13 protein-coding genes and 1 tRNA gene are annotated in these 15,185 nt (G+C 70.3%); 3 read left to right on the top strand and 11 right to left on the bottom strand.

Annotated elements, in window-relative coordinates; all coding sequences use genetic code 11:
• Positions 1-279 precede the first annotated feature (279 nt).
• Positions 280-972, top strand: coding sequence for a hypothetical protein (locus OHA05_RS17795; RefSeq protein ID WP_328861130.1), 693 nt, complete (start codon positions 280-282; stop codon positions 970-972).
• 287 nt (positions 973-1,259) lie between these two features.
• Positions 1,260-1,346, top strand: a tRNA-Ser gene (locus tag OHA05_RS17790).
• Positions 1,347-1,466: 120 nt separating this feature from the next.
• Here OHA05_RS17790 and OHA05_RS17785 read toward each other — a convergent pair.
• The 9 genes from OHA05_RS17785 to OHA05_RS17745 all read right to left on the bottom strand — a co-directional run bounded on the left by OHA05_RS17785 (position 1,467) and on the right by OHA05_RS17745 (position 11,103).
• Entirely contained in the window at positions 1,467-2,279 is an 813-nt protein-coding gene (locus tag OHA05_RS17785; RefSeq protein ID WP_328861129.1) for an HAD family hydrolase, read from the bottom strand.
• On the bottom strand, positions 2,276-3,553 hold the full coding sequence (serS, locus tag OHA05_RS17780; RefSeq protein ID WP_328861128.1) for a serine--tRNA ligase: 1,278 nt from the start codon (positions 3,551-3,553) through the stop codon (positions 2,276-2,278). The genes OHA05_RS17785 and serS overlap by 4 nt, the downstream gene beginning before the upstream one ends.
• A 610-nt stretch (positions 3,554-4,163) precedes the next feature.
• On the bottom strand, positions 4,164-5,099 hold the full coding sequence (gene pheA / locus OHA05_RS17775; protein ID WP_313945377.1) for a prephenate dehydratase: 936 nt from the start codon (positions 5,097-5,099) through the stop codon (positions 4,164-4,166).
• 27 nt (positions 5,100-5,126) lie between these two features.
• Positions 5,127-6,359: an iron uptake transporter deferrochelatase/peroxidase subunit gene (gene efeB, locus OHA05_RS17770; protein ID WP_328861127.1), complete on the bottom strand. Its 1,233-nt coding sequence runs from the start codon at positions 6,357-6,359 to the stop codon at positions 5,127-5,129.
• A 7-nt stretch (positions 6,360-6,366) separates the two neighbouring features.
• Entirely contained in the window at positions 6,367-8,331 is a 1,965-nt protein-coding gene (locus tag OHA05_RS17765; protein ID WP_328861126.1) for a copper resistance CopC/CopD family protein, read from the bottom strand.
• 24 nt (positions 8,332-8,355) lie between these two features.
• Positions 8,356-8,802, bottom strand: a complete 447-nt coding sequence (locus OHA05_RS17760) for a copper chaperone PCu(A)C (protein ID WP_313945380.1) — start codon at positions 8,800-8,802, stop codon at positions 8,356-8,358.
• On the bottom strand, positions 8,799-9,455 hold the full coding sequence (locus OHA05_RS17755) for an SCO family protein (RefSeq protein WP_313945381.1): 657 nt from the start codon (positions 9,453-9,455) through the stop codon (positions 8,799-8,801). The genes OHA05_RS17760 and OHA05_RS17755 overlap by 4 nt, the downstream gene beginning before the upstream one ends.
• A gap of 31 nt (positions 9,456-9,486) precedes the next feature.
• Positions 9,487-10,221: a YcnI family copper-binding membrane protein gene (locus OHA05_RS17750; RefSeq protein ID WP_328861125.1), complete on the bottom strand. Its 735-nt coding sequence runs from the start codon at positions 10,219-10,221 to the stop codon at positions 9,487-9,489.
• Between the two features lie 96 nt (positions 10,222-10,317).
• Complete coding sequence (locus tag OHA05_RS17745; RefSeq protein WP_328861124.1) at positions 10,318-11,103, bottom strand: hypothetical protein; 786 nt, start codon at positions 11,101-11,103, stop codon at positions 10,318-10,320.
• A 192-nt stretch (positions 11,104-11,295) separates the two neighbouring features.
• Here OHA05_RS17745 and OHA05_RS17740 point away from each other — a divergent pair, with 192 nt between their 5' ends.
• Complete coding sequence (locus tag OHA05_RS17740; protein WP_313945384.1) at positions 11,296-11,754, top strand: ATP-binding protein; 459 nt, start codon at positions 11,296-11,298, stop codon at positions 11,752-11,754.
• Between the two features lie 102 nt (positions 11,755-11,856).
• On the opposite strand, the gene OHA05_RS17735 is transcribed toward OHA05_RS17740, so the two are convergent.
• Both OHA05_RS17735 and OHA05_RS17730 read right to left on the bottom strand, forming a co-directional pair.
• Positions 11,857-13,344: an aminopeptidase P family protein gene (locus tag OHA05_RS17735; protein WP_328861123.1), complete on the bottom strand. Its 1,488-nt coding sequence runs from the start codon at positions 13,342-13,344 to the stop codon at positions 11,857-11,859.
• A gap of 89 nt (positions 13,345-13,433) precedes the next feature.
• Complete coding sequence (locus tag OHA05_RS17730) at positions 13,434-14,975, bottom strand: PP2C family protein-serine/threonine phosphatase (RefSeq protein WP_328861122.1); 1,542 nt, start codon at positions 14,973-14,975, stop codon at positions 13,434-13,436.
• Positions 14,976-15,185: the final 210 nt, after the last annotated feature.

Genomic DNA, 15,185 nt, shown 5'->3' with positions numbered 1-15,185 from the left:
GAGACCACACCGGAGACATCGCCAGGTGCGTCGGCCCCCGCCAGGACAGGCGGGGGCCGACGCATTTCGCGTAACTGTACGTTTATCGGCTCGTTGTCCTCGGTGCGTGGAGGCAACTGGAGTGAGTGGCGTCGAGAGTTCGTGAAGTCGGGGATTGCCGTGAGGGCAGGGACTGCGCCCGGAACGGTCATTGAGTGAGTTGCACCGTGAGCCGACCTCCACCCCTGTGCCCGGGGAGAGGGCTGTCCACTGTCAGCTCCCCGAACAGAAGGCATGCTCATGCCACCAGAAGGTGCCCTGCTCGAATCGCGCGCGATGCGCGACAGCGTCCAGGGGTGTGTCGAAGCACTCGACAAGGTCAAGGCGCTCGCTCTGCTCCCTGACAACGTGCACGTATCCACAGAGGGCGTTGCGCGGTACTTCGAAGTATCCACAGAGGTCGTCAGGCAGGTGACCTCGCGGCATCGTGAGGAGCTCACCGAGAACGGGATGCGCGTGCTGCGCGGCTCTGACCTGCGGGAATATCAGAGTGACAAGTTGTCACTCTCATCCGCGAGCGGGGCGGGAAGTTATCCACAGCGCCGTTCCAGCCTCACTCTCTACACCCGCCGGACGGTGCTCAACATCGCGATGCTCCTGCGCGACAGTGACATCGCCCGCCGCGTCCGCACCTATCTCCTCGATGCCGAGGAGGGCTGGCGAGAGGCCCACGCCTCACTCGACCGGCGTGTCACCGCGGTCGAACAGTGCCTCGCCGGCGTCGGCACGGCGCTGTGCGAACTCGGCCCGGTGCTCAACCGGATGTCGCAGCGGCTCGACTCCCTGGACCAGCGGCTGGATGCCACCAACCGCGTGGTCGGGGCGATGAGCAACCGACTGTGCGAACTGTCCGACGACATGCTGCGCATGGACGCCAGGATGGACGACTTCGCCCGTCAGTTGAGGGATCTGCGCCGTCGCAGGCGCCGCTGACCGAACCGCGGCAATGACCGCGGGGACGCAGTGCCCGCGCCGCCGGTAATTCGGTGGCGCGGGACCGCCCCGGCCCGGCACAGTGGTCGGGCCGGGGCACACCAGTGCGATCGGTACCACCTACCGGGAGAGGAGCGCGACGATGACCGAGAGTACGAGTCCGTCGAGCTCCCGTCAGGGCAGCGCCGGGCAGGCACTGGAGTAGCCACCGAGACTCCACGCCGCCCGCGAGCAGCTGTCCGGGGGCGGCCGCTTCGAGCGCGCATCTGCGCGGGCCGCCCCGTCCCGGAGGATTGGCCGAGTGGTAAGGCAGCGGCTTGCTAAGCCGTCGTCGGGGCGGGAGCCCCGCGCGCGTTCGATCCGCGCATCCTCCGCCGTACGCAGGCCCCGTTACGCAGGTCGTTTCCGGCGGCCTTCGCCGAAAGCCGTACGCCGCACCCCGGCCGACGCGGACCTCGGCCTCCACGCCGCACGCCCCGCACCGGCCGAACGCGTCAGCCGAGCCAGCGCTCCAGGACCACGGCGATGCCGTCCGCGTCGTTCGACGAGGTGACCTCGTCCGCCACCGACTTCAGTTCCTCGTGCGCGTTCGCCATCGCCACGCCGTGCGCCGCCCACGCGAACATCGGGATGTCGTTCGGCATGTCGCCGAAGGCGATCGTGTCCGCGGCCTTCAGTCCCAGCCGACGGGCGGCCAGCGACAGACCCGTCGCCTTGCTCAGCCCCAGCGGCAGCAGTTCGACCACGCCCTGGCCCGCCATCACCACGTCCACCAGTCCGCCGACCGTCGCCCTGGCCACACTGGTCAGGGCGTCGTCGTCGAGTCCGGGGTGCTGGATGTAGACCTTGTTCAGCGGGGCGGACCACAGCTCGGCAGGGTCCTCGTAGGCCAGCACGGGCAGCGGGCCTTCCTGGACGCGGTAGCCGGGGCCGACCAGCACCTCGCCGTCGAGACCGTCCCGGCTCGCGGCCAGGGCCAGCGGGCCGACCTCGGCCTCCAGCTTGGCCAGAGCCAGACCCGCCAGTTGCCGGTCGAGCGTCACGGAGGTCAGCAGCCGGTGCTCACCGGCGTGGTAGACCTGCGCGCCCTGCCCGCAGACCGCGAGGCCTTCGTAGCCGAGGTCGTCCAGGATGTGCCGGGTCCAGGGCACGGCGCGTCCGGTGACGACGATGTGCGCGGCACCCGCCGCGGTGGCCGCGGCGAGCGCGTCGCGGGTGCGCTGCGAGACGGTGTCGTCCTCGCGCAGAAGCGTGCCGTCGAGGTCCGTGGCGATCAGCCGGTACGGGAGCGGCGGGGCCGAGCTCACTTGGTGATCGGCTCCAGAATCTCCCGGTCGCCGAGGTAGGGGCGCAGCACCGGCGGTACGCGCACCGAACCGTCGACGAGCTGGTGGTTCTCCAGGATCGCCACGATGGTGCGCGGCACGGCGCACAGCGTGCCGTTCAGCGTCGCCAGCGGCTGCACCTTCTTGCCGTCCCGCATACGGACCGACAGACGGCGGGCCTGGAAGCCGTCGCAGTTCGACGCGGACGTCAGCTCGCGGTACTTGCCCTGGGTCGGGATCCACGCCTCGCAGTCGAACTTGCGCGAGGCCGAGGCGCCGAGATCGCCGGTGGCGACGTCGATGACCTGGAACGGCAGCTCCAGACCGGTCAGCCACTGCTTCTCCCAGTCCAGGAGACGCTGGTGCTCGGCCTCCGCGTCCTCGGGAGCGACGTAGGAGAACATCTCGACCTTGTCGAACTGGTGCACCCGGAAGATGCCGCGGGTGTCCTTACCGTACGTCCCGGCCTCACGGCGGAAGCAGGGCGAGAAGCCCGCGTACCGCAGCGGCAGTTTGTCGGCCTCGATGATCTCGTCCATGTGGTACGCCGCGAGGGGCACTTCGGAGGTGCCGACCAGGTACAGGTCGTCCTTGTCCAGGTGGTACACGTTCTCCGCGGCCTGGCCGAGGAAGCCGGTGCCCTCCATGGCGCGTGGGCGGACCAGCGCGGGGGTCAGCATCGGCACGAAGCCGGCCTCGCCCGCCTGCGCGATCGCCGCGTTGACCAGGGCGAGCTCCAGCAGCGCGCCGATTCCGGTCAGGTAGTAGAAGCGCGAACCCGAGACCTTGGCGCCGCGCTCGACATCGATGGCGCCCAGCGCCTCGCCGAGCTCCAGATGGTCCTTGGGCTCGAAGCCCTCGGCGCCGAAGTCGCGAATGGTGCCGTGCGTCTCCAGGACGACGAAGTCCTCCTCGCCGCCGACCGGAACGTCGGGGTGGACGAGATTCCCGAGCTGGAGCAGGAGCCGCTTGGTCTCCTCGTCGGCTTCGTCCTGCGCGGCATCCGCCGCCTTGACCTCGGTCTTCAGCTGCTCGGCCCGCTGGAGCAGCTCGGCGCGCTCCTCGGGAGAAGCCTTCGGGATCAGCTTGCCGAGCGCCTTCTGCTCGGAGCGCAGCTCGTCGAAGCGGACGCCGGAGGACCTGCGTCGCTCGTCGGCGGAGAGCAGGGCGTCGACGGCGGCGACGTCCTCTCCACGGGCGCGCTGGGAGGCGCGAACACGGTCGGGGTCCTCACGGAGCAGGCGAAGGTCAATCACCCCACCAGGCTACCGGTGCCCACTCACCGCAACGCCATCGATATACCGCGCGTGTCACTTTGTCCGGATTGCCGGAATTGAGAAAGCTGCCGGGTAAATCGCCGGGTCCACCGTCAATGCCGGGGCCAATCGTCAATGGACAAGCCGCTATTCGCCGAAACGGGGCATTCCGTGAAGAGGGGAATTGACCCACTTCCCTTGCGGGGCGCGGAACTTGACCTGCTGTTGTCCACAGGGGTGCGGTGCCTCAGAAAGTTATCCACAGGCTGTGTGGGAGAACTGTGGACGGCGGAAGTGATCATTCCTGGGGCTTCATACGAGCCGAGGGATTCCCCTCCCAAACCCACCCCACACACTCATTCGGGTGGGAATTGCTCGCTCCAAAGAGTTGATCAATGAAAGGGAGGTGACGAGCGGATGACATGGGCGACCTGCTGCCCTGTGGATGGAAGTGGGGTGACTGGGCCGATTTGTCGACCATGTCGGATGGTGTTGTCGACTTGTCCCCAGGTCGAGACCCAGGCCTGTGGATAACTTCTGTGGACAACGAAAAGTCAGCAGGTAGGACAGTTTCCGGTGAGGCCGCGCGGCAGGGCGGAGCGGCTTTGTGTCAGGCCCGGCCGTCCTGGCAGCGCGCCAGCCAGTCCGAGGCCGACGTGAATTCCTCGTCCGAGGTGCCCCGCCGCAGTGCCCGTACGTCCTGTGGTGCGACGCCCGCACGGGGATACGAACCGAGAAAGCGCACCTTCGGGCAGATCCGCTTGAGGCCCATCAGCGCCTCGCCCACCCGCCGGTCGGAGATATGGCCCTCGGCGTCCACGGCGAAGCAGTAGTTCCCGATGCCCGCGCCCGTCGGCCGTGACTGGATGAGCATCAGATTGACCCCGCGCACGGCGAATTCCTGCAGCAGTTCGAGCAGGGCACCGGGGTGGTCGTCGCCCAGCCAGATGACGACCGACGTCTTGTCCGCGCCGGTCGGTGCCGCGGGCCTCGCGGGCCGGCCCACCAGGACGAAACGGGTCTCCGCGTTCTCCGCATCGTGGATCTCGGTCACCAGCGGCTCGAGCCCGTAGGTCGCCGCCGCGAACTCCCCCGCGAAGGCCGCGTCGTACCGGCCCTCCTGCACCAGCCGCGCACCGTCCGCGTTGGATGCCGCCGACTCCCACAGGGCGTCCGGCAGATGGTTCCGCAGCCAGTTGCGCACCTGGGGCTGGGCGACCGGGTGCCCGGTCACCGTCTTCACCGAGGACAGCTTGGTGCCCGGCCGTACCAGCAGCGCGAAGGCGATCGGCAGCAGCACCTCGCGGTAGATCATCAGCGGCTCGCCGGACGCCAGCTCGTCGAGGGTGGCGGTGACACCGCCCTCCACGGAGTTCTCGATCGGGACGAGGGCCGCCGCGGCGTCCCCGTTCCGCACGGCGTCCAGAGCCGCCGGCACGGACACCATCGGAACGAGCTCGCGGGTGGCCGCTTCCGGGAGCGTACGGAGGGCGGCCTCGGTGAACGTGCCCTCGGGACCCAGATAGGTGTAGCGCGTGGCTGACATACGGTCACCCTAATGGGCGCGCGCGGGTCACGACTCCAGGAGCCGCTGCCCCACGTACTCGCCCTCCCGCGGGCCTCCGGGCACCGCGAAGAGCCCGCTCGCCTCGTGCCGGACGAAGGGAGACAGGGCGTCTCCCCGGTCCAGCTTGCGCTGCACCGGCACGAAGCCGCGCAGCGGATCGGCCTGCCAGCAGATGAAGAGCAGCCCCGCGTCCGGCGTCCCGTCCGCGGCGATCCCGTCGTGGAAGGAGAACGGGCGCCGCAGCATCGCCGCCCCGCCGTTCTGCTCGGGTGCGGCGATACGGGCGTGCGCGTTGTCGGGGACGACGAGCCTGCCGTCCGGGCCCGTCTTGTCCAGCGCGATCTCGGTGGTCTCGGAGCCGCCGGTCAGGGGGGCGCCGTCGGACTTGCGCCGGCCGATGACCTGCTCCTGCTTCTTCAGCGTCAGCTGCTCCCAGTCGTCGAGCAGCATCCGGATCCGGCGCACGACCGCGTACGAGCCGCCGGCCATCCACGGGTGCGCGGTCTTCGCGGGGACGAAGATACGGCGGTCGAAGTCGGGTTCGGACGGCTTCGGGTTGCGGGTGCCGTCGACCTGCCCCATCAGATTGCGGGCGGTCATCGGCCTGTCGGTGGCACCGGGCGAACGGTTGAAGCCGTTCATCTGCCAGCGCACCCGGGCCGCCGCGCCCGCCGCCTTCTGTACCGCGCGCAGTGCGTGAAAGGCGACCAGGGAGTCGTCGGCGCCGATCTGCACCCACAGATCGCCGTTCGAGCGCTTGGCATCGAGCTGGTCGGACGAGAAGTCCGGCAACGGGTCCAGCTCCGGCGGACGCTGCGCCATCAGGCCCGTCCGGTCGAAGAAGGTGCGGCCGAAGCCGAACGTCAGCGTCAGCGACGAAGGACCCGCGTCCAGGGCGACCCCCGTGTCCCCCTCGGCGGCCGGGCGGCCCGCCATCAGCTCGGCGGCCAGCGCCGACCAGCGGCGCATCAGCGCGACCGCCTCGCTCCGGCCCGCCCCCGGCGCCAGATCGAAGGCGATCAGATGGCCGCGCGCCTGGAGGGGGGTGGTGATGCCGGACTGGTGCTCGCCGTGGAAGGGGACACCGGTGGAGCCGACCGCGGTCAGCGCCGCCAGGGTGTCGTCGGACGCGGTGGCGCCGGAGACGACGCCGCCCGCGGCGCCGAGCGCCAGTCCGCTGGCGCCGGCGGCACCCACGCTGCCCAGCAGCCGCCGCCTTGAGATGTTGTTGTCGCTCACGGGTGGATCAGCCGATCTTCACGTTCTTGTCGATGGTGGCCTGGTCGATGTCGGAGGTCCGCACGGTCACCTGGACCTGCCACTCACCGGGCATCGGGATCTGGACCGCGGCCGCGCTCCAGTGTCCCGCAGGGAGCCGGTCGGGCCGGATGGGCAGCGGGCCGATCTGCTTGGCGACCAGCGTGAACGACACCTTCACCTCGGGCACCTCCATCGGCTTGCCGGCCGGGTCGGTGAGGTAGAGATGCATCTCGTTCGCGCCCGGGCTCGCCGGACCGAGCGTGAGCCGGACCGTGCCCTTGCCGTTCTGGCCGCCGGTGTCGAAGGGCAGGGTGATCTCGGCGGGACCGGGCGCCGGTGCGTCGGCACCCTGGGCGGAGCTGCCGGTGATCCTGGCCGCCTCCTCCTCCGTACGGCCCGGTTCGGTGGACGTCAGCACGGTGGTCACGGCGAGCAGGGCGACGGCGACGGCCGCCTCGGCCAATACGGAACGGCGCAGCCCGGACCGCACGGGGTCCGCGTCCCTGGCCTTCTTCTTGGCCGCGGTGGCCACGGCGGCCTGCTGGCGGGCGAGCTGGGCGGCCCGTTCGGGGTCCGCCCCTTCGCCCTGTCCGCCCGCGGTCGTGGCGGAGTCGTCGGGAACGGTCACAGCAGCGGGCTCCGCCTCGGCCTGTTCCGTCTCCGCCTCTTCGGTCCGCACCGACTGCTCGGCCTGCTTCGCCTCGGCGAGCTGTGCGGTCCAGCGCCGCGACACCCAGGCGACACCGACCATGACGACGACCAGCGCCACCTTGGCCAGCAGCAGTTGTCCGTACGACGTCCCGGTCAGCGCCGACCACGAGCCGACCTGCCGCCAGGACTGGTACAGCCCGGTCACCGTCAGCGTCACGACGCAGATGAAGGCGACGCAGGAGAAGCGGTGCACGGCCGACGGTTCGATGGACGGTGCCCGGTACAGCGCGGTCAGCAAGGTGGCGAGACCGCCGAGCCAGCCGGCGACGGCCAGCAGATGCAGGACGTCCACCGGCATGGCGACCGTGGGCTGGATACCGGTCGACGCGTGCTCCGACAGCGCCCAGGTGGCCGCGACACCGGCCGCGACGACGGTGCCGCCCATGGCCAGCCCGAAGGTGAGGTCCTTCTTCTCGGCCGCGTCCTCCCGCCTCGCGTACGCGCCGAACAGCACGGCGATGAACAGGGCGGCCGCGCCGAGCAGCAGCAGCCGGGAGACGAGCGCCGCCCCGGTCTTGGTCTCCAGGACGTCCCGCAGCCCGCTCAGGTCGAAGGCGTCGGCGAGTTTTCCGGAGCCGGTGTACGGGGTGCGCAGCAGCAGCATTGCGAGGGTGGACGCGGTCAGCGTCACCCACCCGTACGCGACGAGCCGTTGGACCGGGCGGACGGACGCGGCGCGCTGCCAGCACAGCAGGACGAACGCGGCGCCGCCCGCGAGCAGGACGAATCCCGCGTACGCGGCGTAGCGCGCGATGTCGTAGAGCAGGCCGACCAGGCCGCCGCCGGCTTCGTCGTCGGGGAGGGCGACCTCGGTCTGGGAGGGCGCCCCGATCGAGAAGGTGAAGGCGCCGGAGACGGGGTGGCTGTCGGCGGAGACGGCCTGCCAGGCCACGGTGTACGTGCCGTCGGGCAGGCCCGGCAGCAGATCGACGCCGTAACCGACCTTGCCGCCGGTGGACATGTCACGGATCTTGGCCTTGTCCGCGCGCTTGCCGCTCGGTTCGAGGACCCGGATCGAGTCGTTGCCCATCGCGATCTGCTCGGAGAAGGTGAGCGTGACCTCCGTGGGGGCGGTCGCGACCACCGCCCCGTCCTTCGGATTGCTCCCGGTCAGAGCGGCATGGGCGGCGGCCGGGCTCGCCGCGGTGAGCAGCGCTCCGAGGAGCGTGCCCAGGAACACGGTCGCGGCCAGCAGCAGTCGGACCGGGGATGGGCCGAGGCGCGGGGCGGTGGTTGTCATGGCGTGGTTCAGTCCCCTCGGTGCTCAGTGTTCCGTCGGGTTGTACGTGGGAGCCTTGACGGGGAGTTCAACCGTGATCGGGTCGGACTTCTCGAAGTGCAGTTCCACGGCGACCTTCTCGCCCTGCTTGGGCTGCTTCTTGAGCGCCATGAACATGATGTGGTTGCCACCGCGTTCGAGGTCGAGTTCGCCGTCGGCCGGGATGTCGAAGGCCTCCACCTTCCGCATCCGCTGGTCCTTCGTCTCGTGGATCGTGACGTCGTCGGAGATGGCGCTGGTGACGGAGGTGAGCTTGTCGCCCTGGCCTCCGTCGTTGTGCACGGTCAGGAAACCGGCGGCCATGTCGGTCACCGGCTGCGGCATGAACCCGCCGCTGACCTTCAACTCCGGCGTGCCGTCCGAGGAGCAGCCCGCCAGCGCCAGCCCCGCGGACAGGGCTATGACGCAGGCGAGTGTCCTGCCGCGGCTCACGGCTTCTCCCCGCGGATCAGCTTCGGCAGGTCCCTGGCGTAGTCGTCCGCCGTCGTGTCCTCGCCGTAGAGCACATAGCCCGCGTCCGTCTTCGGGGAGAAGGCGACGACCTGGGCGCCGTGCATCGACACGACCGTGCCGTCCTTCTCCTTCTTCGGCGGGTCGATGCCGATGCCGATCCGGCGGGCACCGGCCTGGATGGCCGCGAACTCGCCGGTCAGCCCGGTGAAGGACGCGTCACCCGCGCTGGGCAGCCACTTGGCCAGCTCGGCGGGGGTGTCCCGCTCCGGATCGGTCGTGACGAAGACGACCTGGAGCTTGTCCTGGTCGGCCTTGGGCAGCTTCTTCTTGGCGATGGCGATGTTGCTCATCGTCAGCGGGCAGACGTCGGGGCAGTGCGTGTAGCCGAAATAGATCAGCGTCGGCTTGCCCTTGGTGCGCTCGCGCAGGTCGTACTTCTTGCCGGTGGTGTCCGTGAGGACCAGGTTCGGCTTGGCGAACGGCTGGTCGAGCACGGTCGCCGCCTCGGCGCCCTGCTGGGCGGAGACATCGGCGACAGGGCTCTTGGCGGATTCTCCGCCGTCGGAGCAGGCGGACAGGGTGAGCCCGGCGGCCGCAACGAGTGCGGCCGCCAGAGCGGTCTTCTTGCGCATGAGAGAAAGTTCCCGGAAGTGATGTGGGGTGTCAGGCGGTGCGGCGGCGGCCGGCCAGGACACCGAAGGCGACACCTGCCGCGCCGATCAGGATGCCGACGATCCCGAGGACGCGGGCGAAGGTGTCCGTGTCGTCGGCGGAGGCCGTCTCGGCCTTGGAGTCGTCGGCCGCGGTGTCCTTGGCGCCGGCCTTCGAGGCGGAGGCACCCGCGGCGCCGTGGCCGTCTTCGGCGGCGGCCGACAGCTTCAGGACCGGCGCGGGGGACTCGGGCTCGGCCGCGCCCTCCTTCGCCTCCTCGATCCAGCGCACGACCTCCTTGTTGTCGTACGTCTGGAGGGCCTTGAACACCAGCTGGTCGGTGTCCTCGGGCAGCCGGCCGAGGGAGACCGGGAACTGCTGGAACTCACCCGGAGCGATCTTGCCGCCGGCCGCGGTCCACGTGATCTTGGACGGGGCCTCGGTGATCTGCTTCCCGTGCACCTCGAGAGGCTTGGCCAGCTTGGTCTTGGTGACGACGGCCTTCCAGCCGGGAACGGGCTGCGGCATCACGGACGCCATCGGGTGATCGGCCGGGAGGTTGACCTCGAGCTTCACGGTCGAGGCGTCGTCACGCTCGTTGGGGACCTTGAAGTTGACCGTGGCGTAGCCGCCCTTGGCGGCTTCGCCCTGCGGCTGGACGCTGACGTGCGCGAAGGCGGTGCCGGACAGCAGCAGCACGGAGGACGCGGCGACACCGGACACGACGGCGATACGGGAAAGGTTCATGGCTTGGGAACACTCCACTGGTGAGGAGAGGTGATGTGTGCCGGGCGCGGGAGGATGCGCGGGCACCACGGCACCACTCCCGTCGAGTGGGCCGCGTCAGGCTGCGAGTTCGAGGCGGGCGGGCGGCCCGCGCCTGATCACCGTGTGCTGGAGTGCCTCTCCCGCTGCCGTCGGGGGAGGACCGGCCGACGCCGCTACGGCGCGCGCACCGGGCAGAGGGGTTCGTACGAGCCCGCCGCGCAGCGTCCGTACGAGAGCGAGCGCGGCGCGCAGCGGGCGCAGCCAGGCGGCCTCGGCCACCTCCTGGGCGGAGTCGGCCGACAGCCGGATCAACCGGGCCAGCGCCAGGTCTCCGCGGCGCAGCAGCCAGCCGGTCACGAGAGCCGCCAGCAGGTGCCCCAGCAGCATCGGAAGCGAAGGCCACAGCTCCGCCTGCGGCACGGTGGAGTGCGTCACAGAGGTGTGCGTGCCGTGCCCCGGCGGAGTGACTCCCGCCGCGGTGACGATCCGGTGCGCGTCCGCGGGAGTCAGGGACGAGGCGCCCGCCCCGCAGACCAGCTTCGCCGCCGTACGGATCAGTGCGTCGTCCGCCGCCGGCGCGAGCCGCAGCTGATGCTGCCCCAGACCGAACAGGGCGTGCAGGGCGAGCTGTCCGACGCTCAGGGCGACGGCGATCGACGGCAGTGCGCGAACACGGCCCGCAAAGGGCAGGACCAGCGCGAACATGCCCAGGAAGCCCACTGCGAGCGACCACGCCGCGACGCCCTCGCAGGCGGCGATCGCATGCCCCGTCCCGGACAGCACGACACAGACCGCGGTGAACACCGCGGCCCTCAGCAGCCGCAGACCGGCTCCGGTACGCGCAACGGGTGGGGACGACATGGCCGGGTCATCATCGCACTGCGTCAACGGGCCCCGTACGGCAGGTCCGGAAGATCCGCTTTGGCGGTATACACCGCCGCCCTGGTGGCGCGCGTCGGCCGAATGAGCGCACTCACGTCAACCATGTGCTTACCGAGCGTGTCTTGGGGCAATACGTAACGGTATGTCGAGCCGCAGCCAGGAGGCTGGAGCATGAGCATCTGGTGGTCACTCCACTTGCGGCGCGAAGCCGCGAGCATTCCGCTCGCCCGGCGCCTGCTGCTCGGCACGATGGAGACCGCGGGCGTCGACCCCGACATCTCGTTCGACCTCTCGGTCGCGCTCAGTGAGGCCTGTGCGAACGCGGTCGAGCACGGCGGCGACAAGGGGCACGGCGATGCCTCGGCCGACTACTGCGTCACCGCCTATCTGGACGGCGAGACGTGCCGTATCGAAGTCTCCGACTCCGGCCCCGGATTCCCTGTCTACGCCGCGGGCTGCGCCCACGCCCTGCCGCAGGCTCCGGCCTCCGCCGAGAGCGGCCGGGGGCTCTGTCTCATCGAGCAGCTCGCCGACCACGTCCACTTCGGCAACCGGCCGGGGCGGGGAGCGGTGGTCAGTTTCGACAAGGTCCTCAAATGGCGGGAGGACGCGCTGCTCAAGGTCTCGTGAGACGTCCTCGTCCGAGGATCCCTCCACCAAGACCCGGGGCAGCCACGCCCTCCCGGTCCCGAGTCGGCCCGATGTGCCCGGCCCGACTCGGTGCGTCTCGTCTCAGCCCTGCTTGAGCGCCGCCATCCAGGCCTCGACCTCGTCGGCCCGGCGCGGGAGCGCCGCCGACAGATTCCTGTTGCCGTCCTCGGTGACCAGGATGTCGTCCTCGATCCGGACACCGATGCCGCGGTACTCCTCCGGCACGGTCAGGTCGTCCGCCTGGAAGTAGAGCCCGGGCTCCACCGTCAGGCACATGCCCGGCTCCAGCGTCCCGTCGACGTACGCCTCGGTGCGCGCGGCGGCGCAGTCGTGGACGTCCATGCCGAGCATGTGGCCGGTGCCGTGGAGCGTCCAGCGGCGCTGAAGGCCCAGCTCCAGCACCCGCTCCACCGGGCCCTCGACCAGACCCCATTCGACGAGCCGCTCGGTGAGCACGCGCTGCGCGGCGTCGTGGAAGTCGCGGTACTTGGCACCCGGCTTGACGGCCGTGATACCGGCCTCCTGGGCGTCGTACACCGCGTCGTAGATGGTGCGCTGCAACTCGCTGTAGCGGCCGTTGATCGGCAGCGTGCGGGTGACGTCCGCGGTGTAGAGGGTGTGGGTCTCCACGCCGGCGTCCAGCAGGAGCAGATCGCCGGAGCGGACCGGGCCGTCGTTGCGCACCCAGTGCAGGGTGGTCGCGTGCGGTCCGGCGGCGCAGATCGAGCCGTAGCCGACGTCGTTGCCCTCGACGCGGGCGCGCAGGAAGAACGTGCCCTCGATGTAGCGCTCGCTCGTGGCCTCGGCCTTGTCGAGGACCTTGACCACGTCCTCGAAACCGCGGGCGGTGGAGTCGCACGCCTTCTGCAGCTCGCCGATCTCGAACGCGTCCTTGACGGCGCGCGCCTCGGAGAGGTTGACCCGCAGCTCCTCGTCACGCTCGGCGGTGACCTTGTCGGTCAGCGCGGCCTCGATGGCCGCGTCGTGCCCGCGGACGACGCGGACCGGACCGGTCGCCTCGCGCAGCTTCTCCGGCAGTTCGCGCACGTCCTTGGCGGGGATGCCCAGCAGCTGCTCGGCCTCCGCGAGCGAGTGCCTGCGGCCGACCCACAGCTCACCCTGGCCGGACAGCCAGAACTCGCCGTTCTCCCGGTCGGAACGGGGCAGCAGATAGACCGTGGCACGGTGGCCGCCGCCCTGCGGCTCCAGGACGAGGACGCCGTCCTCGCTCTGGTCACCGGTGAGGTAGGCGTACTCGGTGGACGCGCGGAACGCGTACTCGGTGTCGTTGGAGCGGGTCTTCAGATTCCCGGAGGGGATCACCAGCCGCTCACCGGGAAAGCGCGCCGAGAGCGCCGCACGGCGGTCGGCGGTGTGCGCCGCCTGTGCGATGGGCTCGAGATCGCGCAGCTCGGTGTCCGCCCAGCCGCTCGTCATGTTCTCCGCGAGCTCGTCGGACACGCCCGGGTACAGGCCGTTCTTGCGCTGCTTGATCGGCTGCTCTTCTTCTTCCGCGCCCGCTGCCGCAGCGGCCTCGTCGGAATCCGCCGGGGTGAGCTCCTCGGCCACGTCTGCCTCCTCGATACGACACTGGACCGTTGTCCATCGTATGTGCGAGGGGAAGACGTCCTGTCGCCCTGTGGACAACGTGTGAGGAATCAGTCGAAGCGGGCGGCCAGCAGGACGACGTCCTCTCCCGTCCCGTCCCGGTCGAGACCGTCAGGGAGCACCGTGCGCAGTACATGGTCGGCGATGGCGGCCGGGTCCTGGCGGGCCGCCCGGGGCACGCTCGCGGCGGCCGCGTGCAGCCGTGCGAACGCCCGGTCCATCGGGTCACCGGTCCGCCGCAGCAGTCCGTCGGTGTAGAGGAGCACCGTTTCTCCCGGCTCGGGCGAGATCTCGACGCTCGGTGCCTCCCAGCACGCGAGCATGCCCAGCGGCGCGGACAGGGAGGTCTCGACGAACTCGGTGCGGTGCTCGCTGATGAGCAACGGCGGGGTGTGCCCCGCCCCGGCCAGCACGATCTTCCCGACCGCAGGTTCGGCGTAGGCGAACAGCGCCGTGGCGGTACGGGCGGGTTCGGTCAGCCGCAGCAGCAGTTCGAGATCGGACAGGACGGCGACAGGGTCCTCGCCCTCCATCACCGCGTACGCCCGCAGGGAGGCGCGCAGCCGGCCCATCGCGGCGAGCGCGCTCGGGCCGGATCCGCTGACCGATCCGACGGCGAGGCCCAGTGCGCCCTCCGGCAGCGGCAGCGCGTCGTACCAGTCGCCCCCGCCCTGCGGTCCCGTGCGGTGGCGTGCGGCGAGCTGGACCCCGGGCACCCGGGGCAGCCTGCTCGGCAGCAGTTCCTCGGCGACGGTCGCCACGGTCTCCCGTGCGTGCTCCAGTTCCAGCAGGCGTGCCAGGTGTTCGGTGGCGTAGCGCATGTAGAGGCCGACGAGATGACGCTGACGCTCCACAGGGGTGGCGGGTTCGTCGTACATCCAGACGGCCGCGCCCAGGGTGCCCGCGGTCTCGGAGGCGAGGGGCTGGGTGAAACTCGCGGCGTAGCCGAGGCGGACCACGACGTCGCGGTGCAGGGGGTCGAGCGATTCGTCGGCGAGCAGATCGGGCTGGGCGACGGCCTCCGGGGAGGTGGCCGGGCCCGGCAGTCCACCGGGCCGACGGCCGTCCAGGATGCGGCCGTACGCGGTCGCGAGGCGCGGGACGGTCTCGATGTGCCCGAGTTCGGCGTGGCTGAGTCCGAGGCCCTTGGTGAACGCAGGCCCGTGGTCCGCGTCGAAGCAGTCGGCGCGCCGGGCGTCCGCCACCGGTTCGAGGACGACCATGCCCCGGCGCGCTCCGACGAGGGCGGCGCCGGCGCGCAGCAGTTCGTGAAGTGCTGTGTCCAGCGTGCCGGTCCTGGCCAGGCGCTCGGTCAGCTCGTGCAGGGTCGTGAGATCGGAGACCCAGCCGGCCAGCCGGTCCTGGAGGACCGCGCCGGGAGGGGTGGGCAGGGAGGGCAGCGAGTGGGCAGTGTGCGTGGGGTTGGGGACTGCCGAGTCGATTCCAGCCACTTTCGGCAGGTGAGGGGCGCTCATGGCAGCCGGCTTTCCGACTGGTGCGTTTCGCTCAATAGCATCGCAAACCCCCATGTCATTCTGCGCCGCTATCAATGCATCCACATGTACACGCACAAGGAAGGGGATGTCCAGCATTGGACCAGTGGGATTGGTGGTGTCTAGGTGACCATGAACTTGGCCGAAAAATGCACCCCGTGGCGGCGAATTGGGGTCGACTGAGGGCGTTCGGCAGTGGATCCCTCCAGGGCTCAGGCCCCAGAGGGACGCGTCATACCAAACGTGCTGGGTACGTAAACGGTGACGGCCAGGGGCAGTTGATTCCGCCCCGGAACCTGGCGACGGGCA

The organism is Streptomyces sp. NBC_00306 (assembly GCF_036169555.1).
GTDB classification, from domain to species: Bacteria; Actinomycetota; Actinomycetes; order Streptomycetales; family Streptomycetaceae; genus Streptomyces; species Streptomyces achmelvichensis.
This window is presented reverse-complemented; position numbering and strand designations above follow the sequence as displayed.